The following is a 24,938-nucleotide window of genomic DNA, read 5'->3' on the forward strand; positions in this document are numbered from 1 at the left end:
AATCGCCCGGCATGTCGTTATTGGATAAGCCCCTACAGGCTGAACTGCAAGGCATTGCTCAGATCGCCCATGGGTTTCTGGCCGCGCGCGATCATCGCGTCATCGCGCTGCTTGAGGCCGTCCAGGGTTTCCAACTGGAACACCCGGGTGATCAAACGCAGGATCGATGCCGTGTCGTACACCGTATGGTCCACCGTGCCTTTGCGGGCAAACGGCGACACCACCAGCGCCGGAACCCGCGAGCCCGGGCCCCAGCGGTCACCCTGGGGCGGCGCCACGTGGTCCCACCAGCCGCCGTTTTCATCCACGGTCACCACCACCACCATGTTTTTCCACTGCGGGCTTTCTTGCAGCACCTTCAAGGCGCGGGCGATATGGCGGTCGCCCGAGGCCACGTCGGCATAACCGGCGTGCATGTTCAAGTTGCCCTGGGGTTTGTAGAAGCTCACGGCGGGCAGCTTGCCGGCCTGGGCGTCGGCGAAGAACCGGTTGGTGCTTGACTCATCGCCCAAACCGCCGTCACGCAGACGCCTGGCACGTTCTGCCGGGTTTTGCGGGCCTTGCTGCTTGAAGTAATTGAACGGCTGGTGGTGGTACTGGAAATTCGGAATCTTGGGGATGCCGCCGGAGTCCTTGAACTGCTCCAGGGTGGCTTGCCACGCACCGGCGTACCAGGCCCAGTCGATGTTCTTCTTCGACAGCTTGTCGCCAATATGCTCGTGGGTTTGCGGCACCAGCACATTGGGCAGGTCTGGCTTGGAATAATCCGGGTTTTGCGGGTCGCGGATCCAGGTGGGCCAGTAGGGTGGGGCCAGGGTGTTTACGCCGTAACCATCGGGTGTCAATGCGCTGGGGCCGAATTGTGGTGGGCCGGTCATGGCGCTGGCCGGTGACGTGTCCAAGGGCTTTAGGCGCGTGCCGCTGGGGTCATCGCTTTGCAGCGTGGCGATCTGCGCCTTGGCCACCGACTGCGCGGCATTGGGATAAAACGGCGCGGTGGCGCTGATCAGGTACTGGTGGTTAAGGAACGAGCCACCAAACGCGCCCTGGAAGAAGTTATCGCACAGCACAAACTCCTTGGCCACGTCCCACAGGCGCAGGGCATAACGGCTTTGGGCGTAATGGCCCATCACCAGCCCACCGGAATCGCCCCAGGCGACAAAACCATCATTCTTGCCGCCGTTGATCTGCATCTGGTTCTGGTAGAACACGTGCCATAGGTCGCGGGTCACCAGGCTCAATGGCAGGTCTTCGCCCTGCGGGCCTTTGAGGGCGAACGGCGCGTTGGGCAGGTTTTGCTGGAATTGCACTTCGCTGGGGTAAGTCACCCCGTCCACCGTTTGTGGGCCGACCTGCAACACACCGCCCCAGCTCGGTGGCAGGGCAGGCAATACGCTGCCATCGCGGTCGCGCTGCTGGAAGTCCTTGGCGGTTAACGCCGACAGCGGTTTCTCCACCCCGGGGAAATCTGCGAACAGGTTGTTGAAGCTGCGGTTCTCGGCATAAATCACCACCACGGTTTTCACCTGCTCGCGCAGCGCCTTGTCCAGTTCCTGGGGCGTGAGCGGCCGCGCCACGGGTGGGCTCGGTGCTTCGCTGGTATTGCCGCAGGCACTCAAGGTCGCCCCCACCCCCAACACCGCCGCACCGCCGAGGAAGCGCCGACGGCTGGTGTCTACCCGCGTTTTGGGGGCGCAGTCGTGCGCAGGGTGGTCGTTGTGCTCGTCACTCATTGCGAGGAATCCTTGGCGGGATGTTGCAAGATATTTCGCAGGACGGTAGCAATGGAATGTGACGGAACAAAGACACGCGTGTGATGGGCGGGGCGTGTCTACACGGCTCAAGCGCTGCTAGACTGCCCTTCTAATGCACATCACTGAGGTGAGTCGTGAGACCTTCAACTGCACTTGATCTGCAACGAACGGCTGTACGAGAAGTGGTCGGACGTTTCCGTATTTCCAATCCCAGAGTATTTGGGTCGGTACTGATGGGGACTGACCAAGAAGGCAGTGATCTTGATTTGCTGGTAGACGCGCCGCCGGGCACAACGCTCTTTGATCTCGGTGGGTTGCAGGTCGAGCTTGAGGACTTGCTCGGCGTTAATGTCGACCTGCTTACGCCTGGCGACTTGCCTTTGAAGTTTCGCGATAAAGTGCTAGCGGAGGCCCGGCCAGTATGACGGAAAGTCGGCTAGGGGATTATCTGGCAAGCTGCCACTGACGCGATCACTTTTGTAGAGGGCTTGAGCAAAGAAGAGTTTTTGGAGGACCGGCGAACACAACAAGCTGTGGTCATGAGCCTGATCATCATTGGTGAAGTGTCGACGAAAATCATGGATCAGCATCCGGACTTCGCGGCACGCCATTCACATATTCCTTGGCGCAATATGCGAGCGATGCGCAACCGAATCGCTCATGGTTACTTCGATATCAACTTGGATGTTGTTTGGGACACGATACAGAGTGCATTACCTGATCTATTGGCACGCCTTCCTGTAAATCCTTGACCGCAACTGTTCTACCAACAGTTGCGGTCACTCGTTATTCAGGGCATCACAGGCGGCAGATACTTTAACGTCGTCCCCAACGCCCACAGCAAAAACAACACCAGCGGCGTGTGCACCAGCAACTGCACAAACGAAAACCCGATCAAATCCCGCGCCTTCAGCCCCAGCACACCCAGCAACGGCAACATATAAAACGGGTTGATCAAGTTCGGCAGCGCCTCGGCGGCGTTGTAGATCTGCACCGCCCAGCCCAGGTGGTATTGCAGATCATTGGCCACTTGCATCACATACGGCGCTTCGATGATCCACTTGCCGCCACCTGAGGGGATGAAGAAGCCCAGCACTGCTGAGTAAACGCCCATCAGCAGGGCGTAGGTGTCGTGGGAGGCGATGGAGGTGAAGAACGTCGAGATATGGTGCGCCAGAGTCTGGCCGTCGCCGCCCTTGACCACCGTCATCAGTGCGGCAATCGAGCCGTACAGCGGGAACTGGATCAGCACGCCGGTGGTGGTCGGCACCGCACGGGCCACGGCATCGAGGAAGCTGCGCGGGCGCCAGTGCAGCAGCGCGCCAACCATGATGAACAGGAAGTTATAGGTATTGAGCCCCGAGATGGCGCTGATCGCCGGCTTGGTCGAGAACTCATGGAACAGCCAGCCGGCCGCCAGCAACGCCAGCAGAATCGTCAACAACGGGCTGTGTTCCAGCCATTCACCGGGGCGCGTCGGCGCCTGCGGCTTGGGCAGGTTGAAGGCCGGGTCAATGCCGCAGGCCTTGGCATCCCGGGCGCTGTTGGGGCCAGGCGCGGTGGCGTAGGCGATGATCAGCGACACTACGATCAGCGCCAGCAACAGCACGCCGGATTGCCACAAAAAAATGGTCTCGGTGAACGGGATCATCCCAGTGATCGACAGAATCGACGGCGGCAAGCTGGCCGGGTTGGCCTGCAACTGCGCGGCCGACGACGACAGCCCCAGCGCCCATACGGCCCCCAGGCCCAGGTACGCTGCAGCGCCAGCGGCACGGTAGTCCATGCGCAAATCCGTGCGCCGGGCCAATGCCCGCACCAGCAAACCGCCGAACACCAGGGACAGGCCCCAGTTAAGCAACGACGCCACCATGGAAATCAACGCCACCCAGGCCACAGCCGAACGGCCATTCTTGGGAATGCGCGCCAGGCGGTCGATCAACTTCACTGCCGGCGGTGAGCTGGCGACCACGTAACCGCCGATCACCACAAAGGCCATCTGCATGGTGAACGGGATCAGGCTCCAGAACCCATCGCCAAATGCCTTGGCCGCTTCGGCCGGTGCGGCGCCCATGCCCAGGGTCGCGACGGCGACGATGATCACGGCGAGGGCGGCAAACACCCAGGAGTCAGGAAACCAGCGCTCGGCGAAGTTGGAGCAACGCAGGGCAAATCGGGCATAGCGGCTGTCTTCGATAGCATCGGCCACGAGTCTTTCCTCTTGTAGTTATTATGGGGTTTGGCAGTTTTACGGCATGTTCCTCTACGGCCATTGATTTGGGAATGTTGTTATCTTCAACGATCAATGAGTAAAACAAATATATCCGTCACGATTGCCATCGATGGGCTCAGCTCATAACCTGCACGCCATTTTGTTTGCCTGCCGAGCCTGCACATGACTGCCACCTTTTCCCCACGGGCGCAGCGTTTTTCCCGCTCCGACTACAAAACCCTGGGCCTGGCCGCCCTCGGCGGCGCCCTGGAAATCTACGACTTCATTATCTTCGTGTTCTTTGCGCTGACCCTCAGCCAACTGTTCTTCCCGCCGGAAATGCCCGAGTGGCTGCGCCTGTTGCAAAGCTTCGGCATTTTCGTGACCGGCTACCTCGCCCGCCCACTGGGCGGCATCCTGATGGCGCACTTTGCCGACCACCTGGGGCGCAAGCGCGTCTTCAGCCTGAGCATCCTGATGATGGCCTTGCCCTGCCTGTTGATCGGCGTCATGCCGACCTACGCGCAAATCGGCTATTTCGCCCCGCTGATCCTGCTGGCGTTGCGCGTGCTGCAAGGCGCAGCAGTGGGCGGCGAAGTGCCCAGCGCCTGGACTTTCGTCGCCGAGCACGCACCGCGTCACCATCGTGGCTATGCCTTGGGGTTTTTGCAGGCCGGCCTGACCTTCGGTTACCTGCTGGGGGCGCTGACCGCCACCTTGCTCGCGCAAGTCTTCACCCCTGCCGAAATCCTCGACTACGCCTGGCGGTTCCCCTTCCTGCTCGGCGGCGTATTCGGTGTGATCGGCGTATGGCTGCGCCGCTGGCTCAGTGAAACCCCGGTGTTCCTGGAGATGCAGGCGCGTCGCCAGGCCGCCGCCGAAATGCCCTTGCGCACCGTGCTGCGCGACCATCGCGCCGTGCTGCTGCCGGCGATGATCCTTACCTGCGTGCTGACGTCTGCCGTGGTAGTGCTGGTGGTCATTACCCCGACCATGATGCAGAAAACCTTCGGCATGAGCCCCAGCCACACCTTCGCCCTCAGCGCCCTGGGCATCGTCTTCCTGAATATTGGCTGCGTGCTCGCCGGCCTGCTGGTGGACCGCATCGGCGCATGGCGCGCGGTATTGGTCTACAGCCTGTTGCTGCCGGTGGGCATTGCGCTGCTGTACGCCAGCCTGATCGCCGGCGGTGTGTGGCTCGGCGCGGCGTATGCCGTGGCGGGCCTGAGTTGCGGCGTGGTGGGCGCGGTGCCGTCGGTGATGGTCGGGCTGTTTCCGGCGCAGGTGCGGGTGTCGGGCATTTCCTTCACCTACAACATTGCCTATGCACTCTGGGCAAGTACTACACCGTTGTTATTGATCGCGCTGATGCCGACCAGCCCGTGGATCTGCGTGGGGTATTGCGTGGTGATGGGGGCGGTGGGGGTGGCGAGTGTGGCGTTGTTTGGCAAACGCCACAGCCTGGCCGCCTGAGGATCAGGTCAGGAAGTGCCAGAGCAACAAGGTCCCCACCAACCCGACCACCGAAACAATCGTCTGCAACACCGACCACACCCAGATCGTCTGTTTCAACTGCAAGCCAAAGTACTCACGCACCATCCAGAACCCGGCGTCGTTGACGTGGCAGAAGAACACCGAGCCGGCGCCGATGGCCAGGGCGACCAATGAGCTTTGCGTTGCCGCCAACCCGGCCATCATCGGCGCGAGGATGCCGGCGGTCGTGGTGGTGGCCACGGTGGCCGAACCGGTGGCCTGGCGCAGGGCCACGGCGATCAGCCAGGCCAGCAGCAAGTAGGGCATGTGCGCGCCTTCGGCGACTTTGCTGATGGTCTGGCTGACGCCGGCGTCCAGCAGGGTTTGCTTGAGGCCGCCGCCGGCGCCGATAGTCAGCAGTAGTACGGCGATGGGCGCCAGGGCTTTGCGCAGGGTGTTGCCGACGTCGGCGCGTGGCATGCCCGCCGCCCAACCCAGGCAGACGACCGCGGCGATTACGGCCAGGCCGAGGGCGACCAGCGGTTCACCGAGGAATTTCAAGGTCAGGGCGAGGGTGCTTTCCGGCGCCAACGCGACTTTAGCCAAGGTGCTGCCGAGCATCAGGATTACCGGCAACAGAATGATCAGCAGCGACACACCGAAGCTCGGCTGGCGCGGGGCCTTGGGCGGTGCGCTGAACAAGGCGCCGATATCGGCCGGCTCATCCACGTGCAGGCGCTTGGACAGCCAGTTGCCATACAGCGGCCCGGCCAGGATCACTGCCGGCACCGCCAGGCAAAAGCCCAGCAACATGGTCAGGCCCAGGTCGGCGTGCAATGCGCCTACGGCAATCAGCGGCCCAGGGTGAGGTGGCATCAAGGCATGCAAGGTGGTCATGCCCGCCAGTGCAGGGATGGCGATCTTCAGCAACGGCTGGTTCGAACGCTTGGCCATCACAAAGATGATCGGCACCATCATCACCAGGCCCACTTCGAAGAACAGCGGCAGGCCGATCACCATGGCGACCAACGCCATCACCCAGGGCAATGACTTGCCTTTGCCCAGCCCGAGCAACGTGGTGGCAATACGGTCGGCCGCGCCGGATTCGGCCATCAGCGCGCCGAGCATCGCACCCAGGGCAATGATGATCCCGGCTTCCCCGAGAATCGTCCCGGCGCCTTTGCTGAAAGCCTTTGCCACTTCTTCCGGTGGCAGGCCGGCGCCGACCCCGGCGATAAAGGTGCCGATCAGAATCGACAGGAACGGCGGCAGTTTGGTCGCGCTGATTAGCACAATGATGCTGGCGATCGCCAACAGCACGCAGAGCATGAGGCGGGTGTCGTGAACCATCCACGCGGCAGTCGATAACTCCAAAACGGGACTCCTTATCGAGCAGGTTGGCTAATATGTTTCTTTTTGTTTCAGCCTGAAAAGCATACCTGATAGCGCTCCCCCAACGCGTGCATGAACGATTTTGGTGCGCCCGAAGCTAACGACCCTCTGGCGCTCAGATGACAATTTTGCAAACCATGCCAGTGGATCTGGCCTATAGCTCTATGATCCGCCCCATCCCAACCCACGAGGACATTTCATGAGCGCAGGACACAGCCACGCCCAGGTACGCGCCGGCCACGAACGCAAGTTATGGATCGCCCTAGGGCTGACCGGCAGCTTCATGCTGGCCGAAGTCATCGGCGCTTTTATCACCGGCAGCCTGGCGCTGTTGTCGGACGCGGCGCACATGATGACCGACGCGCTGGCCCTGGCGATTTCCCTGGTGGCGATCCAGGTTGCCAAGCGCCCGGCAGACCGCAAGCGTACCTTCGGTTATGCGCGCTTCGAGATCCTGGCGGCCGCCTTCAACGCATTGCTGTTGTTCGTTGTGGCGTTCTACATCTTGTACGAGGCTTACCAGCGGCTGCAGGCGCCCGCCGAAATCCAGTCCACCGGCATGCTGGTGATTGCGCTGCTGGGGCTGGTGGTCAACCTGATCTCCATGCGTCTGCTCAGCGCTGCCAGTGGCGAGAGCCTTAACGTCAAGGGTGCCTACCTGGAAGTCTGGAGCGACATGCTGGGCTCCGTCGGCGTGATCATTGCCGCGCTGGTGATCATGTTCACCGGTTGGGGTTGGGTTGACTCCGTGGTCGCGGCCGCCATCGGCTTTTGGGTATTGCCGCGCACCTGGACGTTGCTCAAGGCGAGCATGAACATCCTGCTGCAAGGTGTGCCAGAAGGTGTGGATATCGAGCAGGTGGAGCAGGGCATTCGCAGCGTGCCTGGGGTCAAGGACGTACACGACCTGCATATCTGGGCCCTCACCAGTGGCAAGAACGTGCTGAGTACGCATCTGGTCGCGGATGCGTCCCAAGGCAGCGAGCAACAGATCCTCAGCCGAGTGACGGAGTTACTGCACGAACAATTCGATATTTCCCATGCCACGATCCAGGTCGAGGGCGAGGGATTTGAGCACGACGAGCATGACGAAGTGCATGCCTGAGTTTGGCTAACGGATTTGTAATCTTTCGCCCACGGCCCTGATAAGTACCGAAAGCTACATTGCCCCCGCTGGGAAACCTCAGCGACTTCATGGGCGTGGAACTCTCGTTATGGCAATTTTCGTTAGAACACTGTTGGGGGCGGCGGCACTGGTAGTGTGGATATCCGCAAACGCCGCCCAGGCACAACCCCTCACCCTCGATGCAGCCTTGCAAACCGCCTTCGCCAACAACCCGGACCTGGCGGCCGCACAATGGGAAATCGACATCGCCCAAGGCGGCCGGCAACAGGCCGGCCTAATCCCCAACCCGGTGGCCTCCTGGGACGCCGAAGACACCCGCCGCAACAGCCGCACCACCAGCATCAAACTCAGCCAGACCCTTGAACTGGGCGGCAAGCGCGGTGCACGCATCGAGGTGGCCACCCGCGCCCAGGATGCCGCCGCGCTGACCCTGGAGCAGCGTCGCAACCAGTTGCGTGCCGAGGTCATCGACAGCTACTACGGCGCCCTGCGCGCCCAGGAACGCCTTGACCTGGCGCAACGCTCCATGACGCTTGCCGAGCGCGGCCTGGTGGTCGCCAATGGGCGCGTCACCGCTGGCAAGTCGTCGCCGGTGGAAGCCACTCGCGCCCAGGTGCAGGTGTCGCAAATCCGTCTGGAATTGAACCGCGCACAGATTGGCCTCACTGACGCCTACCGTCGCCTCGCCACCAGTACCGGCAGCGCCGCCACCGACTTCCAGGCCGTCGCCACGCCAAGCACCTCGGTACCGGCGTTACCCGCCGCCGCGCCATTGCTGGCACGTCTTGAGCAAACTGCCGAATTGCGCCTGGCCGAACTCAGCATTGTGCAGAACGAAGCCAGCGTGGGCCTGGAAAAAGCCCAGCGCATTCCTGACCTGGACGTGTCGATCGGCAGCCAATACGACGCCAGTGTGCGCGAACGGGTGAACCTGGTGGGCGTGTCGATGCCGATCCCGCTGTTCAACCGCAACCAGGGCAACATTCTCGCGGCCACCCGACGCGCCGACCAGGCCCGCGACCTGCGCAACGCCGCCGAGCTGCGCCTGCGCACCGAAACCCGCCAGGCCCTGGACCTATGGCAAACGGCAAATACCGAAGTGCGCGCGTTCAACCAGCAGATCCTGCCCGCCGCACAAAGTGCGGTAGACAGCGCCACCCGTGGCTTCGAGATGGGCAAGTTCAACTTCCTCGACGTGCTCGACGCCCAGCGCACCTTGATCGCGGCCCGCACCCAATACCTTGCGGCCACCGCCCAGGCCACCGAGGCCTGGGTACGCATCGAACGCATTTACGGCGACCTCGCCCGCTTTTGATTTTTCCTGGAGTCTCCTGATGAACAAAAAACATGGCATGGCGCTCGCCGTCGCCCTGGGCCTGATGCTTTCCGGCTTCGCCCACGCCGAGGAAGAAGAAGGCAAGCTCGAACTCACCGAGCAGCAGATTCAAGCCGCCGGCATCCAGTTGGCCCAGGCGCAACCGCGTGCCATCAGCACCGTGCTGACGCTGCCGGGCGAAGTGCGTTTTGATGAAGACCGTACCTCCCATATCGTGCCCCGTGCGGCAGGCGTGGTGGAGGCGGTGAAGGTCAACCTGGGCCAGTCGGTGAAGAAGGGTGAGCTGTTGGCGGTGATCGCCAGCCAGCAGATTTCCGACCAGCGCAGCGAATTGGCCGCCAGCGAGCGCCGAGTCGAACTGGCGCGCACCACCTTCCAGCGCGAGCGTCAGTTGTGGCAGGACAAAATTTCTGCCGAACAGGATTACCTGCTGGCGCGGCAAACTCTGCAAGAAGCCGAAATCGCCCTGAACAATGCGCGGCAAAAAATGACTGCGCTCAGCGGCAGCGCGGTACTGGCCGGCGGCAATCGTTATGAACTGCGTGCGCCCTTCGCCGGTGTGGTGGTGGAAAAACACCTGGGGGTGGGCGAGGTGGTCAGTGAAACCAGCAATGCCTTTACCCTCTCGGATCTGTCCCAGGTGTGGGTCACCTTCGGCGTATTTCCCAAGGACTTGAACAAGGTTCGCGTGGGCAAACCAGTGAAAGTCAGCTCGACGGAAATGGGCACCGAAGTGCTGGGCACCGTGGCCTATGTGGGCAACTTGCTCGGTGAGCAGACGCGCACCGCCACCGTGCGCGTAACGGTCCCCAACCCTGACGACGCCTGGCGCCCGGGCTTGTTTGTGGCCGTGCAAGTGGCCACCGACACCTACCAGGCCAAGGTCACCGTGCCGCAAACCGCTGTCCAGACCGTCGAGGACAAACCCTCGGTGTTTGTGCGTACCGAGGACGGCTTTATCACCCGCCATCTTGAACTGGGCGTCAGTGAAAACGGCTACGTCGAAGTGCGCAAAGGCCTGGAGGCCGGCGCGCAGGTGGCGACGGCTGGCAGCTTCATCCTCAAGTCCGAACTGGGCAAAGGCTCGGCCGAACACGCCCATTGATCCTGCGAGTGATTCCCCATGTTTGAGCGCCTTATCCAATTCGCCATCGAGCAGCGCATCATCGTGTTGCTGGCGGTGCTGTTGATGGCCTGTGTCGGCATCGCCAGCTATCAGAAACTGCCCATCGACGCAGTGCCTGACATCACCAACGTACAGGTGCAGATCAACTCGGCGGCGGCCGGTTTTTCGCCGCTGGAAACCGAGCAGCGCGTCACCTTTCCCATCGAAACCGCCATGGCCGGCCTACCGGGCCTGCAGCAGACGCGATCGCTGTCGCGTTCCGGTTTGTCCCAGGTCACGGTGATTTTCAAGGACGGCACCGACCTGTTCTTCGCCCGCCAATTGGTCAACGAACGCCTGCAAGTGGCCCGTGAGCAATTGCCTGACGGCATCGAAACCGCCATGGGGCCGATTTCCACTGGCCTTGGGGAAATTTTCCTGTGGACCGTCGAAGCCGAGGACGGTGTGCGCAAAGAGGACGGTACGCCTTACACCCCCACCGACCTGCGGGTGATCCAGGACTGGATCATCAAACCGCAACTGCGCAACGTGCCAGGCGTGGCCGAGATCAATACCATCGGCGGCTTCGCCAAGGAATATCAGATTGCGCCAGACCCCAAGCGCCTGGCCGCTTACAACCTGACCCTCAACGATCTGGTCACGGCGCTGGAGCGCAACAACGCCAACGTCGGCGCCGGCTATATCGAGCGCAGCGGCGAACAGTTGTTGATCCGCGCGCCGGGCCAGGTGGCGTCTATCGACGACATCGCCAACATTGTCATCACCACCTCGGACGGCACACCGATCCGCGTGCGCAATGTGGCCCAGGTCGACATTGGTCGTGAGCTGCGTACCGGCGCCGCCACCGAAAATGGCCGTGAGGTGGTGCTGGGCACGGTGTTCATGTTGATCGGCGAGAACAGCCGCAGCGTGTCCCAGGCGGTGGCGAAAAAGCTTGAGGAGATCAACCGCTCGCTGCCCGAAGGCGTGGTGGCGGTCACTGTTTACGACCGCACCAACCTGGTGGAAAAAGCCATCGCCACGGTGAAGAAAAACCTCTTCGAAGGTGCGTTGCTGGTGGTGGCGGTGTTGTTTCTGTTCCTGGGTAATATCCGTGCAGCGCTGATCACTGCGATGGTGATTCCGCTGGCGATGCTGTTCACCTTCACCGGCATGTTCACCAACAAAGTCAGCGCCAACCTGATGAGCCTGGGCGCGCTGGACTTCGGCATTATCGTTGACGGTGCGGTGGTGATCGTCGAGAACGCCATCCGCCGTCTGGCCCACGCACAGCAGCGCCACGGCCGGTTGCTGACCCGCAGTGAACGCCTGCACGAAGTGTTCGCCGCGGCCAAGGAGGCACGACGCGCGCTGATCTTCGGGCAGTTGATCATCATGGTGGTGTACCTGCCGATCTTCGCTCTCACGGGCGTGGCCGGGAAGATGTTCCACCCCATGGCATTCACCGTGGTGATTGCCTTGCTCGGCGCGATGATTCTGTCGGTGACCTTCGTACCGGCGGCGATTGCGTTGTTCGTCACCGGCAAGGTCAAGGAAGAAGAAAACTTCGTCATGCGCAGTGCGCGTCGGGTGTATGGCCCGGTGCTCAACTGGGTGATGGTGCGTCGGCCCCTGGTGTTCGGCCTGGCCGCACTGACCATCGTCGTGTCGGGGTTGGTCGCCAGCCGCATGGGCAGTGAATTTATCCCCAGCCTCAGCGAAGGTGACTTTGCCCAACAGGCGCTGCGTGTGCCTGGCACCAGCCTGACCCAATCAGTGCAGATGCAGCAGCAACTGGAAAAAACCTTACTGGCCCAAGTGCCGGAAATCGAGCGGGTGTTTGCGCGCACCGGTACGGCGGAAATCGCCTCCGACCCGATGCCGCCGAATATTTCCGACAGCTACGTGATGCTCAAACCCAAGGACCAATGGCCGAACCCGAAGAAGTCCCGCGAGGCAATCATCGCCGATATCCAACGGGCCAGCGCGATTGTGCCGGGCAGCGTGTATGAGCTCTCGCAGCCGATCCAGTTGCGCTTCAACGAGCTGATTTCCGGAGTGCGCAGCGATGTGGCGGTGAAGGTGTTCGGCGATGATATGGCGGTGCTCAACCAGACTGCCGGGGAAATCGCCGAGACCTTGCAGAAGCTCAACGGCGCCTCGGAAGTGAAGGTGGAACAGACCTCCGGCCTGCCGGTGCTGACCATCAATATCGACCGCGACAAGGCCGCTCGCTTCGGCCTGAATGTGGGTGATGTGCAGGACACCATCGCCGTCGCTGTCGGTGGGCGCCAGGCCGGTACGCTGTACGAGGGTGATCGGCGTTTTGACATGGTGGTGCGCTTGTCCGACACGTTGCGCACCGATATCGACGGCTTGTCACGGCTGTTGATCCCGGTGCCGGCGCTGGCGAGTAGTACCTCGGGGCAGTTGGGCTTTATCGCCTTGTCCCAGGTTGCCAGCCTCGACCTGGTGCTGGGCCCCAACCAGATCAGCCGCGAGAACGGCAAGCGCCTGGTGATCGTCAGCGCCAACGTGCGCGGGCGCGATATCGGCTCGTTTGTCGAGGAGGCCGAAGCCGCCATCACTACCCAGGTGAAAGTCCCTGCCGGTTACTGGACCACCTGGGGCGGCCAGTTCGAACAGTTGAAGGAGGCTTCCGAACGCTTGCGCATCGTGGTGCCGGTAGCGTTGCTGTTGGTGTTCGGGTTGCTGTTCATGATGTTCAACAACCTCAAGGACGGCCTGCTGGTGTTTACCGGCATCCCCTTCGCGCTTACCGGCGGGATCATGGCCTTGTGGCTGCGTGATATTCCTCTGTCGATTTCAGCGGGTGTGGGCTTTATCGCCTTGTCGGGCGTGGCGGTGCTTAATGGCCTGGTGATGATCGCGTTCATCCGAAACCTGCGCGAGGAAGGCCGCTCGTTATCGGTGGCGATCCACGAAGGCGCGTTGACCCGCTTGCGCCCGGTACTGATGACCGCGCTGGTGGCGTCCCTCGGGTTTATCCCCATGGCACTCGCCACCGGCACCGGCGCCGAAGTGCAGCGTCCATTGGCGACGGTGGTGATTGGCGGGATTATTTCTTCGACTTTGCTGACCTTGCTGGTGCTGCCGGCGTTGTACCAATGGGCTCATCGCCGCGATGAAGAGACCGCCTGACAACCGTGAAAACGCCGCAATGTGCGGGCTTACCCTCTGTCGGAGCGAGCTTGCTCGCGAAAAACCCACAGGCGCCGCGTTTATTCAGGAAACACGCGTTATCGTTGACGTTTTTCGCGAGCAAGCTCGCTCCTACATTGGGCCTAGGCTGGCTTTGAAGGAAACACCAGGCTGAACCGCGTAAAACGCCCAAGCTGGCTGGTGACATGCGCATGGCCCTGATGCAAATGCATGATCGACTTCACAATGGCCAACCCCAACCCGGTGCCGCCCTCGGCGCGGGTACGACTGCTATCGGCGCGGTAGAAACGTTCGAACAGGTGCGGCAGGTGGTGCGCTTCAATGCCTCGCCCCGGGTTGCCCACCGACAGCGATACGCTCTGCTCGTAGGTCTCCACCAACAGCAACACGGTAGAGGCCTCGGGTGTGTGGCGAATGGCATTGGAGAGCAAGTTGGAAATCGCCCGCTGGATCATCAGTCGGTCGCCGGTCACCCAGGCATCGCCGCGCAGGCTCAGGGTGACGCCTTTATCTTCGGCGCTCAGGGCAAACAACTCCATTACCCGCTGGGCTTCCTGCGCCAGGGACACCTCGGTGAATGAGGCCCGCGCCGCCGGATGGCTGACCTGCGCCAGAAACAGCATGTCGCTGACAATTCGCGCCAGGCGTTCGAGTTCTTCGGTGTTGGATTCCAGCACCGCCTTGTATTCCTGCGGCGGGCGCTGGCGCGACAGGGTCAACTGGGCCTTGCCCATCAGGTTGGTCAAGGGGGCGCGCAGTTCGTGGGCCAGGTCATCGGAGAATTGCGAGAGTTGCTGCACACCGGCATCCAGGCGGTCGAGCATCACGTTGATGCCGTGGGCGAGTTCACCCAGTTCGTGGGGCAGGTTGTCCACGGACAAGCGATGGGTGAGGTCCTGGGTGGTGACTTTCGCCGCCACCTGGCTGAACTGCTTCAACGGCGCCAGGCCCCGTTGAACCAGCCACCAGGCGCCCATGCCAATCAGTATCAGCAGTAGCGGCAGCGCAATCAGCGTGGCGCGCAGGTAGGCACTGAGCAATGCCTGGTCGTCCATGCGGTCCAGGGACAGCAGCACCCGCACACGTTCACCGTTGGCCAGGCGCATCAAGCTGGAGGCACTGAGTACCTGGTTGCCGTAGCTGTCGACCCAATTGAGGTAGCCCAGGGTTTCCCGTGGCTTGAAGTCGGTGAGCAGTGGTTCCTGGGGCTTGCTGCCGACGTTCAGCAGCACGCTGTTATCGGGCGCGGTGCCGACGATGGTCAGGTGGAAATTGTCGTGGCCGATCACCAGGTCCATCAGCGAGTGCGGGCGGGCGCGGATGGCATGGGCGTCCAGGCCCAGGGCCAGGCTGTGCTGGATCTGTTCCATCTTGCTTTCCAGGTTTTTTCGCGCGAGTTTTTCCAGCTCATGGGTGAGGGCCAGGTAGGCCAGGGTCGCCAGCAGCAACACCAGGCCCGCGCCCATCAGGCTGACCGTCAGGCCCAGGCGCATCGACAGGCTGCCGGTCTTCATGGGCGCGCTTCCAGCACGTAGCCTACGCCGCGAATAGTGTGGATCAGCTTGACCTCGCTCTGGTCATCCACCTTGGCGCGCAGGCGGCTGATGGAGACTTCGACCACGTTGGTGTCGCAGTCGAAATTCATGTCCCAGACCAAGGAAATAATCTGTGTGCGGGTCAGCACTTCGCCGGCCTGGCGCATGAGCACTTGCAACAGCGCGAACTCCTTGGTGGTCAGGTCGATGCGCCGGGTGCCGCGATAAGCGCGGTGGCGGCGCGGGTCCAGTTCCAGGTCCGAGACGCGGAACACTTCCGGCTGTGGAATGTGTTCGCTGCGACGCATCAGGGTGCGCACGCGGGCCAGCAGTTCGGGAAACTCGAACGGCTTGACCAGATAATCGTCGGCGCCCATGTCCAGGCCCTTGATCTTGTCAGCCAGCCGGCCACGGGCGGTGAGCATCATCACGCGCTGGGTGCCGTTGCGGCGCAATTCTTCCAGTACTTGCCAGCCATCCTTGCCCGGCAGGTTCACGTCCAGAATCACCAGTTCATAGGCGTGTTGCCCGGCCAGGTGCAGGCCGTCGACGCCATTGGCGGCGCAGTCGACCACGTAGCCACTTTCGTTCAGGCCCTGTTGCAGGTAGTCGGCGGTTTTCTGCTCGTCTTCAACCACAAGAATACGCATGGGGGTTACCTCTTGAATTAGGGGAGAGAAGGCGCCCATGTCCCTATGGCGGCGGGTTCGGAAGTGGGAAAAGTCTGAAGGCTAAAGTAGCTTTAGGGTCAACTGCGACCGTCGGTCGCATGTGTCGCAGGCAAAAAAAACGCCCCAAGCGGGGCGTTAAAAATTCATCTCTTTCCAAAGGAGCTACACAAAAGCTTCAGAGATGAATGTGCTCGGGTGAATAAGTTGAAGCGAGTATAGAAAGTTCCACTTAACGAGAAGCTGAGGCCAATATTACAATTTTGATAACTGGCTATTTGTGAACAGATGTTAGTTAATCGCGAGCGAATGTAAGGGCTACAGCACGACCAATGGGTATTCGGCAATCAGACGAACTTCTTCCAGGTCTGATTCAAACGCACTGGAGCGCACGGTGGCCTGGCGCAAGCGCAGGGACAAATCCTTCAAACGCCCACTTTGCACCACGTATTTGGCCTCGATATCCCGTTCCCAGCGGCGTTGATCGGTCAAGGGGTTACCCGCTGCATCGCGGCGCATATACACGGCATTGGCGTTGCTATAGTCGGCGCCGGTGCCTTTGCCGTAGCGGGTCATGAACGACAGGCCGGGAATGCCGAACGCTTGCATGTCCAGGTCGTAGCGCACCATCCATGAGCGCTCCTTGGGCGCGTTGAAGTCGCTGTACTGGATCGAGTTATTGAGGAAGATCGAGTCTGATTGGCGCAGGTAGTCGAAGTCATCGTCGCCGTTGTTACGCTGGTGCGACACGGCCACGCTGTGGGCACCGACCTTGACCCCGAGCCTGGCGCTCCAGATGTTGTTGTCGAACTCGCCGAGCCGTTTCTGGCCTTCGTCCACGGCCTTGTAGTAGTTGAAGTCGCCGAACAATGACACGTCGTCGGTCAATGCGTAATTGGCATTGCTGCCGAAGTAGTACTGATCCCAGGCGTCCTTCAAGCGGCTGCTGTACAGGCTAAAGCCCAGATGGCTGTTGAGCTGGTAGTCACCGCCGAAGTAGGCGATCCAGGGCGAGCCGACCTTGCCTGCATAGAAGGTGGCAAAGCCTTTGTTCATGCCGCTTTCGCTGGGCTGGCTCATGCCGCTCAGGCGCCCGCCTTGCAGGCTCAAGCCTTCCAGACTGGTGTTTTGCAGGGTGACGCCGCGAAAGCTCTCGGGCAACAGGCGAGAGTCGCCGTAGGCCACCACCGGCGTAAGTGGGAACACGTCGCCGGCCTTGATCACGGTGTCCAGCACGCGCAGTTTCGCCGCGCCGCCGATTTTGCTGTAGCTGTTTTCCGGCTGGTTGTCGCTGTTCACCGGCAGCACGCCGAACGAGCCTTTGCCGCCGCTGCGGCCGCTGCCCGAGTCAAGTGTGAGGCCGTACATGGCGAATGCGTCCAGGCCAAAACCCACGGTGCCCTGGGTAAAACCGGATTCGAATTTGCCGATGAAGCCCTGGGCCCAGGCTTCGGAGTAACCATTGCCAGTGGGGCTGGACTGGCCTTTGCGGTCATCGCGGTTGAAGTAGAAGTTGCGTGCCAGCACGTTGATGCGGCTGCCCTCTATAAAACCCTCGGGCTTGTCCTCCACTGCCATGGCGGCCATGGGCAGTGCAGCCATCAGTGAAAAGGGAAGGGTGTAATGACGAATGCTCATGATGCGCTCCTCGGTGATGGCAGTTATCGGCTTCTTATAGAGGCGGGCGTTTTTATTGATCTGGCCCTGGCTGATAGTTGCAAATGGCGGATAACAACTGCATGGCTTGCACATTACAATTCTGGAAACTAACGACCATCTAACAAATAAGTAATGTTCTGGTGAACCTGCCGTCAGGGTGGGTTGGTTAATCTCGACACTGAACTTTTCAGTCGAGGAAACCGCGATGAACTTTTATAAAGCAGGTTTGGCTGTATTAACGGCTGTGTTGTCATTTGGCGCACTGGCCGAAGGGGGTGGGGACCGCACCTTTGCCCTGATGATGGAGCGCAATGAGAAAGCCATGGCCGCGTACGCCATCAAAAAAGGCAAGCCGGTGCCTGAGGTCCAGGCGTACCGCTATGGCATGGACCTGGACATTGCCAAGGTCGTCAACGTGACGCCGCCGATCCGCTCGTGCAACGCCGTACCGTCGCGCATGACCTACGAAGACTCCAGCGGCAAGCTCAATACCCTGGAATATCAGGTCATGGGCGTATGCCGTAACAATGGCGGTTGAAAATATAGTTCGGCCCAGGGCTCAAGCGCTCTTCAGAAAACCCCGGCAGCGCCGATGCAAGTGAGTACACCTACCTCACTTGCCTAACGGTGCCCCATGTTCAATACCCGCCTGAAGCAGGAGCTGACCGCTCTGCGCGAAGAATTGTCGAGCTTGCTCCAGGTGAAAGAGAGCCTGGAAAGCGAAATGCTCTGCCTGACACTGGACCCTGAAGGCCGTGTGGAGTGGGCCAATGCCAACTTCCTGCAGGAACTGGCTTATTCGCTGGGCGAGATTGTCGGGCGTGCTATCGAAGACCTGGTGCCGGCACATGTGCGCCAGGACGAGTTCCAACTGCGCTTCAAGCACGCGCTGGCCCGCGGCGAACACTTTGCCGGCGCCGTACGCCTGATGCGCGGCAATGGCAAGGAAGCCTGGTTGCGCTCAATCGTGCAGCCGGTGCGCAGTTCGGAGGGGCGCATCAAGCAGTTTTCGATTTTTTCCAGCGACCTTACCCGCACCATCGAGAGCTCGCGTGAACATGAAAACCTGATCACTGCACTGATGCGTTCCACCGCGTTGATCGAGTTCGACCTGGAGGGGCATGTACTCACCGCCAATGACCGCTTCCTCGGCGCCATGGGATACAGCCTGGCGCAGATCGAAGGCAAGCATCACCGTATGTTCTGTGAGCCACAGGAATACAACAGTGCCGAATACCAACAGTTCTGGAAGCGCCTGAACGCCGGTGAGTTCGTCGCCGCGCGCTTCAAACGTGTGGACAGCCACGGCCGCCTGGTGTGGTTGGAGGCCACCTACAACCCGGTGCTGGACGCCAATGAGCGGCTGTACAAAGTGGTCAAGTTCGCCACGGTCATTACCGACCAGGTCAACCGCGAGCAGGCAGTGGCCGAGGCCGCCAATATTGCCTACAGCACCTCGTTGCAAACCGACGACAGCGCCCAGCGCGGCACCACCGTGGTCACCCAGGCCGTGGACGTTATGCGCGACCTGGCCCAGCACATGCAACAGGCCGGTGAAGGCATCGAGGCGTTGAATGCCCAGTCCCAAGTGATCGGCAGCATCGTCAAGACCATCAGCGGCATTGCCGAGCAAACCAACCTGCTGGCGCTCAACGCCGCCATCGAAGCGGCGCGTGCCGGTGAGCAGGGGCGTGGCTTTGCGGTGGTGGCCGATGAAGTACGGCAATTGGCGTCACGTACCAGCAAAGCCACCGAGGAAATTGTTGGTGTGGTGCGCCAGAACCAGGACATGGCCCGCGACGCGGTGGCCTTGATGGCCGACGGTCGTGCGCAAGCCGAGCAGGGCCTGGCCCTGGCGGCGGAGGCGGGTACCGTGATCGTCGAGATTCAGGACGGTGCGCAAAAAGTAGTGAGTGCGGTCGGGCAGTTTGCCAATCAGCTGTCGAGCTGACCTGTCGGGCTTGTGCTTGAGGTATCGTAGGTCTTTTCTCGCTTGCAGAGCTGATCGACCATGAGCCCTACGTTCCGTCGCCCCGTCCCATTGTCCAAGGCTTACCGTTTGCTCAACCACGGGCCGACCGTGTTGGTGAGTGCAGCCCACAACGGCCAGCGCAATATCATGGCCGCTGCCTGGGCCATGCCGTTGGATTTCGAACCACCGAAAGTCGCGGTGGTGCTCGACAAGGCCACCTGGACCCGCCAGCTACTTGAAGGCGCCGGCACCTTCGTACTGCAAGTGCCTTGTGCCGCACAGGCTGATCTGGTGCAAACGGTGGGCAATACCCGCGGTGCTGAAACCGACAAATTCGCAGCCTACGGCCTGCACACTTTCAGCGGTGAGCACACCGAGGCGCCGATGCTGGAAGGCTGCGTGGCTTGGCTGGAATGCCGCCTGCTGCCCGAGCCGCATAATCAGCAGGCCTATGACCTGTTTCTGGGCGAAGTGGTGGCGGCCTATGCTGATGAGCGGGTATTCAGCGAGGGCCGCTGGCATTTTGAAGGGCATGATGAACTGCGCACGTTGCACCATGTGGCGGGCGGGAATTTCCTGGCCATTGGCCAACCGATTGTCGGGCGCCAGCTCTGACAGAGGCGGCATGCCCGAGTTAAGCGAACGCATGCTCAAGGCAACGAAGATCAAATGTGGGAGCTGACTTGCCTGCGATGGCATCACCTCGGTGTATCTGATGTACCGAGGCGTCTGCATCGCAGGCAAGCCAGCTCCCACAGTTTGAACGTATTCCAACCCAGTACTCAGCGTCCGAGCATTTTCACCCAACGTGATGGCGGCATGCCGTAGGTGCTGCGAAATTGGCGGGTCATGTGGCTTTGGTCGGTGAAGCCTGCGGTCATCGCCGCATCCACCAACGATTGGCCCTGGGCCAACAAGTGGCGCACCAGGTCCAGTCGGCGCATGGTCAGGTAGCGGTAGGGGCTGGTGCCGAATAACAAACGAAAATCCCGCGATAACGCCCACCGGTCGCGGCCGGCGTGGTCGGCAATTTCATCCAGGGTGATGCTGCGGCCCAGGGCGCTGTGGATGAATTCACGGGCGCGTTCGGCCGCGATGTAGTCGAAGGATTTACGGCGGATGATGGCCCCGGACGCAGCGCTCAGCGCGTGGGCCAGGTCGAACAGGGCATCTTGCTCTTGCATCGGGTCAATCGGGCAATCCAGGCTTTGCAGCAACACTTCGCTGGCGCGGTGCAGCCGTGGGTCGGTGGACAAGCCGCCGGGGATAAACGGCAACGGCTGCCCACCGAGGATCTGCTGGATCAGCGCCGGCTCCACATAGATCATCCGGTACTTGAAGCCTTCATCGCTGCCGGCACGGCCGTCATGGGTTTCATCGGGGTGGATCACCATGGTGGTGCCGGGCAGGCTGTGGGTTGTGCCGCCGCGATAATGAAAACTCTGTACGCCGAACAACGTGCGCCCGATGGCGTACGTGTCATGGCGATGAGGGTCGAAGGCGAAGCCGGCAAAGTACGCCTCGATACGGTCAAGGCCACTGGCGTGGGGTGCGCGGTGCAGCCAGTCGAGGGAGTGGATGGGGTTGCCCATGGTGACTTGTCACAAAAGGAAGTGGAAACACGTTAACTGAGTCTGCACCGGTTGTCTGCTGGGGTCTTGTACGATTGTGCAGGTGTGGGGCAATGCACATCTGGTAGCGAATCGCTAACCACCCATGGTAAGAAGCCTTACTTTCAACAGTGAGGCCGGGTCATGAGCAAGGTGCGGGTAGGGATTATTTTTGGTGGCCGTTCGGCTGAGCATGAGGTCTCGCTGCAATCGGCGCGCAACATTATCGATGCCCTTGATCGCTCACGCTTCGAGCCGGTTTTGATCGGTATCGACAAGGCCGGTCACTGGCACCTTAATGACACCTCGAACTTCCTGCTCAACCAGGAAAACCCGGCACTCATCGCCCTCAACCAATCCAACCGTGAATTGGCCGTGGTGCCCGGCAAGGCCAGCCAGCAAGTGGTGGAAACCTCCGGCCAGGGCTTGCTGGAACACATCGATGTGATCTTCCCGATTGTCCACGGCACCCTCGGTGAAGACGGTTGCCTGCAAGGCTTGCTGCGCATGGCGGACTTGCCCTTCGTCGGTTCCGACGTGCTCGGCTCGGCGGTGTGCATGGACAAAGACATCAGCAAGCGCTTGCTGCGCGACGCGGGTATTGCGGTCACGCCGTTCATCACCCTTACGCGAGCTAATGCGGCGCGCACCTCATTTGAAACGGCCGCTGGCAAGCTCGGTGTGCCGATGTTCGTCAAGCCCGCCAACCAGGGTTCGTCGGTGGGGGTAAGCAAAGTCGGCAGCGAAGCCGAGTACCGCGCTGCCGTTGAACTGGCGTTGGGGTTTGATGAGAAGGTGCTGGTGGAGTCCGCCGTCCAGGGCCGTGAGATCGAATGCGCCGTGCTGGGCAATGACGAGCCCATCGCCAGTGGTTGTGGCGAGATCGTGGTGAGCAGTGGTTTCTATTCCTACGACAGCAAATACATCGATGGCCAGGCCGCCCAGGTGGTGGTGCCGGCGGCGATCAGTCATGACGCCAGCGAGCGGATCCGCAGCCTGGCCATTGAGGCGTTTGAAGTGTTGGGCTGCGCCGGGTTGGCGCGGGTGGATGTGTTCCTGACGCAGGACGGCGAAGTGCTGATCAACGAGATCAACTCACTGCCCGGTTTTACCCGCATCAGCATGTACCCCAAGCTGTGGCAGGCGGCAGGCATGAGCTACAGCGAGCTGGTGAGCCGGTTGATCGAGCTGGCGCTGGAGCGGCATGCGGGGCGCAAGGGCTTGAAGATCAACCGCCAGTGATTGGCCCGAAGCAGTAACGCGATCAGGCGTTACTGAGTACTTCGCGAAAAACGTCCGGCCTTATGGCCGCAATATGCAGTAGCGAACGTGCTGCTCCGGAAGGTGCGCGACGCCCTTGCTCCCATTCTTGAAGGGTTCTTACTGACACGCCCAGAAGCTCGGCAAATTTGGGTTGTGAGAGCCCTGTCTTGCTTCTTGCTTCGGCAGCCTGAGTGACCTCAACGTGCTGCACGGCACCGTAACGTCCCGCTTTGACATCCTGAATGGCTGTGAGTAGTTCTTCGCCTATATTGCGTTTGGCGTCACGTTCCTTCAGTTCTTTATCAGTGAGTGGCATGGTTCATTTCCTTTGCGATTTTGTACAGGATATGTGCCGGAATATTCTCCGTGGCGCTCTTGCCATAAATCAGTAGCGCGACGACTGCTCCGCACTCCAGTTGTGTGGTGTAGATGACCCGCACTGATCCACTTTTACCCCGGCCCTCCATGCTCCAGCGTATCTTTCGGCAACCTCCCGAGCGCGGGATGACATTTCCAGCATCAGGATGGCTGGCGAGAAACGCCATGAAGATACCTTTTTCATCTTCAGTCCAATAGTCAGGCCATTGCCTGCTGAATAGAGGGGATTCTATGAGAGTGAGCACGCGAAATTCTACGTCTTTGACGTAGCCTCTGGCAAGAAAGGGCGGGCCAGAAAATCGCAGGTGAGAAGGGGCTGCTCAAGAAGGTTTCTATCGCAAAAAATGACATGGCACTTTGAGTTCTGGCGCTCTGCGTAGGATTTAAGGCGTAAGGTTGCAGGTCTTTTTTATAAGCCTGTACGAATAGATCAACACCTTAATCACCCAACGCCTCACCTTCACGCCGAGGGTCAGCACCGCCACTGAGCGTCACCTTGCCCTGGGCATCCCGCGTGCGCACGATGGCCTGCACGCCGCTGGTCATCTCGATCTCGCTCAGGGCGTGGCCCTTGTCCTTGAGCGCCTGTTTCAGCGCCGGGCTGAACAGCCCAGCTTCCAACTCGGTAGCACCATTGCGACTGCCGAAGTTAGGCAGGCTGATGGCCGCCTGCGGGTCGAGCTTCCAGTCGAGCATGGCCACCAGGGATTTACTCACGTACTCGATGATCTGCGAGCCGCCGGGGGAGCCGACGGTAGCCAGCAGTTCGCCTGTCTTGCGGTCGAACACCAGGGTCGGCGCCATGGCCGAGCGTGGGCGTTTACCCGGTTGTACGCGGTTGGCCACAGGCTGGCCGTTTTCTGCGGGGATGAACGAGAAGTCGGTCATCTGGTTGTTGAGCAAAAAGCCCTGGACCATCACGTGAGAGCCGAATGCCGCTTCAACCGTGGTGGTCATCGACACGGCGCCGCCCTGGTCGTCCACCGCCACTACCTGTGAGGTGGAGATGCGCAGCGGCGAGCGGTCTGGTGCGTACGCCACCTGAATACCGGCGGGTTGGCCGGGCTTGGCGATGCCCATGCTGCGCTCGCCGATCAGCGTGGCGCGTTGTGCCAGGTAACCTGGCGCGACGAGGCCGGCGACCGGGACGGGGGTGAAGTCTGCATCGGCCACGTACAGCGCGCGGTCGGCAAAGGCCAGGCGCCCGGCTTCGGCGAGCAGGTGCACGGCCTCGGGTGTCGGCTCAAGCCCGGCCGGCGAAACACTCTTGACCGGTGTCATGGGGGCGATGGCCAGGCGTGGGTCGCGGGTTTCCAGCGCCTGCAATGTCCCCAGGATCTGCGCCACGGCAATCCCGCCCGAGGACGGCGGTGGCATGCCGCAGACCTTCCATTGTTTGTAGTCGGTGCACAGCGGTGCGCGCTGCTTGGCGGTGTAGCCCTTGAGGTCGGCCTGGGACAGGCTGCCGGCATTGCGATGGCCCTGTACCTTGCGTGCGATTTCATCGGCAATCGGGCCTTGGTATAGCGCATCCGGCCCTTCCTTGGCGATGCGCTTGAACACCGCGGCCAGTGCCGGGTTTTTCAATCGTGTACCGGTGGCTTTTGGCGAGCCGTCGGCATTCAGGAAGTACGCCGCCATGTCGGGTGATTGCGCGATAAAGCGGTCAGCGGCGATCAAGCTGTGCAAGCGTGGGGAAATGGCAAAGCCTTGCTCCGACAGACGAATTGCCGGCTCGAACAGCTTGGCCCATTGCAGGTGGCCGCTCTTTTTGTGCGCCATCTCCAGGGCGCGCAGTACGCCCGGCGTACCCACCGAGCGCCCGCCAATCTGCGCATCCGTGAACGCCATCGGCGTACCGTCGGCCTTCAGGAACAGACGCTCTGTCGCCCCGGCCGGTGCTGTTTCACGGCCGTCATAAGCCTGCACCTGTTGTCCATCCCACAGCATGATGAATGCACCGCCGCCGATGCCGGACGATTGCGGTTCCACCAGAGTCAATACCGCTTGCATGGCAATCGCCGCATCAATGGCTGAGCCGCCTTGACGCAGCATTTCACGCCCGGCTTCAGCGGCCAGTGGGTTGGCGGCGGCGGCCATATGGCGCTCGGCGTGGCGGGTGCTCAGGTCGGTGCGATAGCCCGAACCCAGCTCTGGCGCCGCAGGCTGTTCGTTGACGGGCGTGTGGCAGGCTGCGAGGGCCAGGGTTGCGGCGATGACTGTCAGGCTGCGGCGGGAAATCAAAAACACGCGCTGAACTCCGTTCATGTTG

The 24,938-nt window shown here is 61.2% G+C and carries 20 protein-coding genes and 2 pseudogenes; 12 read left to right on the forward strand and 10 right to left on the reverse strand.

The annotated features are described in order from the left end of the window. Positions 1-32: 32 nt before the first annotated feature. Positions 33-1,733, reverse strand: a complete 1,701-nt coding sequence (gene acpA / locus JFT58_RS13255; RefSeq protein WP_103299329.1) for an acid phosphatase — start codon at positions 1,731-1,733, stop codon at positions 33-35. Between the two features lie 155 nt (positions 1,734-1,888). Between acpA and JFT58_RS13260 the strand changes: the two genes are divergently transcribed. Then, the gene (locus JFT58_RS13260; protein WP_032893707.1) at positions 1,889-2,179 is read left to right on the forward strand and encodes a nucleotidyltransferase family protein; all 291 of its coding nucleotides are present in this window, start codon (positions 1,889-1,891) and stop codon (positions 2,177-2,179) included. 81 nt (positions 2,180-2,260) lie between these two features. Next, on the forward strand, positions 2,261-2,506 hold the full coding sequence (locus JFT58_RS13265; RefSeq protein ID WP_435531706.1) for a HepT-like ribonuclease domain-containing protein: 246 nt from the start codon (positions 2,261-2,263) through the stop codon (positions 2,504-2,506). 38 nt (positions 2,507-2,544) lie between these two features. Here JFT58_RS13265 and JFT58_RS13270 read toward each other — a convergent pair whose 3' ends face one another. Continuing rightward, positions 2,545-3,963 carry a short-chain fatty acid transporter gene (locus JFT58_RS13270; RefSeq protein ID WP_003188294.1) on the reverse strand — a complete coding sequence of 473 codons (1,419 nt, stop codon included), beginning with the start codon at positions 3,961-3,963 and terminating at the stop codon, positions 2,545-2,547. 186 nt (positions 3,964-4,149) lie between these two features. Here JFT58_RS13270 and JFT58_RS13275 point away from each other — a divergent pair, with 186 nt between their 5' ends. Next, positions 4,150-5,439 (forward strand): MFS transporter, encoded by a 1,290-nt coding sequence (locus JFT58_RS13275; RefSeq protein ID WP_054897172.1) that lies wholly within the window; start codon positions 4,150-4,152, stop codon positions 5,437-5,439. Positions 5,440-5,442: 3 nt separating this feature from the next. Here the strand turns inward: JFT58_RS13275 and JFT58_RS13280 are convergent, their stop codons facing one another. Further along, complete coding sequence (locus tag JFT58_RS13280; protein WP_060764118.1) at positions 5,443-6,813, reverse strand: GntT/GntP/DsdX family permease; 1,371 nt, start codon at positions 6,811-6,813, stop codon at positions 5,443-5,445. A gap of 217 nt (positions 6,814-7,030) precedes the next feature. Between JFT58_RS13280 and JFT58_RS13285 the strand changes: the two genes are divergently transcribed. From JFT58_RS13285 to JFT58_RS13300, 4 genes are all read left to right on the forward strand, one after another. After that, on the forward strand, positions 7,031-7,936 hold the full coding sequence (locus JFT58_RS13285) for a cation diffusion facilitator family transporter (RefSeq protein WP_054897170.1): 906 nt from the start codon (positions 7,031-7,033) through the stop codon (positions 7,934-7,936). A 109-nt stretch (positions 7,937-8,045) separates the two neighbouring features. After that, positions 8,046-9,272, forward strand: a complete 1,227-nt coding sequence (locus tag JFT58_RS13290) for a TolC family protein (protein WP_054897169.1) — start codon at positions 8,046-8,048, stop codon at positions 9,270-9,272. Positions 9,273-9,291: 19 nt separating this feature from the next. Next, positions 9,292-10,398 carry an efflux RND transporter periplasmic adaptor subunit gene (locus JFT58_RS13295; RefSeq protein WP_054897168.1) on the forward strand — a complete coding sequence of 369 codons (1,107 nt, stop codon included), beginning with the start codon at positions 9,292-9,294 and terminating at the stop codon, positions 10,396-10,398. Positions 10,399-10,416: 18 nt separating this feature from the next. After that, the gene (locus JFT58_RS13300) at positions 10,417-13,560 is read left to right on the forward strand and encodes a CusA/CzcA family heavy metal efflux RND transporter (protein WP_054897167.1); all 3,144 of its coding nucleotides are present in this window, start codon (positions 10,417-10,419) and stop codon (positions 13,558-13,560) included. Between the two features lie 143 nt (positions 13,561-13,703). Here the strand turns inward: JFT58_RS13300 and JFT58_RS13305 are convergent, their stop codons facing one another. From JFT58_RS13305 to JFT58_RS13315, 3 genes are all read right to left on the reverse strand, one after another. Then, positions 13,704-15,095 (reverse strand): heavy metal sensor histidine kinase, encoded by a 1,392-nt coding sequence (locus JFT58_RS13305; protein ID WP_054897166.1) that lies wholly within the window; start codon positions 15,093-15,095, stop codon positions 13,704-13,706. Continuing rightward, positions 15,092-15,766: a heavy metal response regulator transcription factor gene (locus JFT58_RS13310; protein ID WP_014716797.1), complete on the reverse strand. Its 675-nt coding sequence runs from the start codon at positions 15,764-15,766 to the stop codon at positions 15,092-15,094. Before JFT58_RS13310 ends, JFT58_RS13305 begins: the two co-directional genes overlap by 4 nt. Before the next feature lie 336 nt (positions 15,767-16,102). After that, positions 16,103-17,422 carry an OprD family porin gene (locus tag JFT58_RS13315; protein ID WP_054897183.1) on the reverse strand — a complete coding sequence of 440 codons (1,320 nt, stop codon included), beginning with the start codon at positions 17,420-17,422 and terminating at the stop codon, positions 16,103-16,105. A gap of 226 nt (positions 17,423-17,648) precedes the next feature. Between JFT58_RS13315 and JFT58_RS13320 the strand changes: the two genes are divergently transcribed. From JFT58_RS13320 to JFT58_RS13330, 4 genes and pseudogenes are all read left to right on the forward strand, one after another. After that, positions 17,649-17,981: a DUF2790 domain-containing protein gene (locus JFT58_RS13320; RefSeq protein ID WP_014716799.1), complete on the forward strand. Its 333-nt coding sequence runs from the start codon at positions 17,649-17,651 to the stop codon at positions 17,979-17,981. A 186-nt stretch (positions 17,982-18,167) separates the two neighbouring features. Continuing rightward, positions 18,168-18,854 (forward strand): annotated as a pseudogene (locus JFT58_RS30755) (PAS domain-containing protein); the annotation flags it as partial. Between the two features lie 108 nt (positions 18,855-18,962). Further along, positions 18,963-19,394 (forward strand): annotated as a pseudogene (locus JFT58_RS30760) (methyl-accepting chemotaxis protein); the annotation flags it as partial. Between the two features lie 60 nt (positions 19,395-19,454). Next, positions 19,455-20,030, forward strand: a complete 576-nt coding sequence (locus tag JFT58_RS13330; protein ID WP_034128112.1) for a flavin reductase family protein — start codon at positions 19,455-19,457, stop codon at positions 20,028-20,030. Between the two features lie 167 nt (positions 20,031-20,197). On the opposite strand, the gene JFT58_RS13335 is transcribed toward JFT58_RS13330, so the two are convergent. After that, the gene (locus JFT58_RS13335; RefSeq protein WP_034128111.1) at positions 20,198-21,007 is read right to left on the reverse strand and encodes an AraC family transcriptional regulator; all 810 of its coding nucleotides are present in this window, start codon (positions 21,005-21,007) and stop codon (positions 20,198-20,200) included. Positions 21,008-21,169: 162 nt separating this feature from the next. Here JFT58_RS13335 and ddlA point away from each other — a divergent pair, with 162 nt between their 5' ends. Then, complete coding sequence (gene ddlA / locus JFT58_RS13340; RefSeq protein WP_054897164.1) at positions 21,170-22,267, forward strand: D-alanine--D-alanine ligase; 1,098 nt, start codon at positions 21,170-21,172, stop codon at positions 22,265-22,267. Between the two features lie 22 nt (positions 22,268-22,289). Here ddlA and JFT58_RS13345 read toward each other — a convergent pair whose 3' ends face one another. The 3 genes from JFT58_RS13345 to ggt all read right to left on the reverse strand — a co-directional run bounded on the left by JFT58_RS13345 (position 22,290) and on the right by ggt (position 24,934). Next, positions 22,290-22,604, reverse strand: coding sequence for a helix-turn-helix domain-containing protein (locus JFT58_RS13345; RefSeq protein ID WP_019817027.1), 315 nt, complete (start codon positions 22,602-22,604; stop codon positions 22,290-22,292). Continuing rightward, positions 22,591-22,833 carry a hypothetical protein gene (locus tag JFT58_RS13350; RefSeq protein WP_197986766.1) on the reverse strand — a complete coding sequence of 81 codons (243 nt, stop codon included), beginning with the start codon at positions 22,831-22,833 and terminating at the stop codon, positions 22,591-22,593. The genes JFT58_RS13345 and JFT58_RS13350 overlap by 14 nt, the downstream gene beginning before the upstream one ends. A 271-nt stretch (positions 22,834-23,104) precedes the next feature. Further along, complete coding sequence (ggt, locus tag JFT58_RS13355; protein ID WP_054897162.1) at positions 23,105-24,934, reverse strand: gamma-glutamyltransferase; 1,830 nt, start codon at positions 24,932-24,934, stop codon at positions 23,105-23,107. Between the last annotated feature and the right edge of the window lie 4 nt (positions 24,935-24,938).

Source organism: Pseudomonas sp. MF6767, assembly GCF_016405475.1.
Lineage (GTDB): Bacteria > Pseudomonadota > Gammaproteobacteria > Pseudomonadales > Pseudomonadaceae > Aquipseudomonas > Aquipseudomonas paracarnis.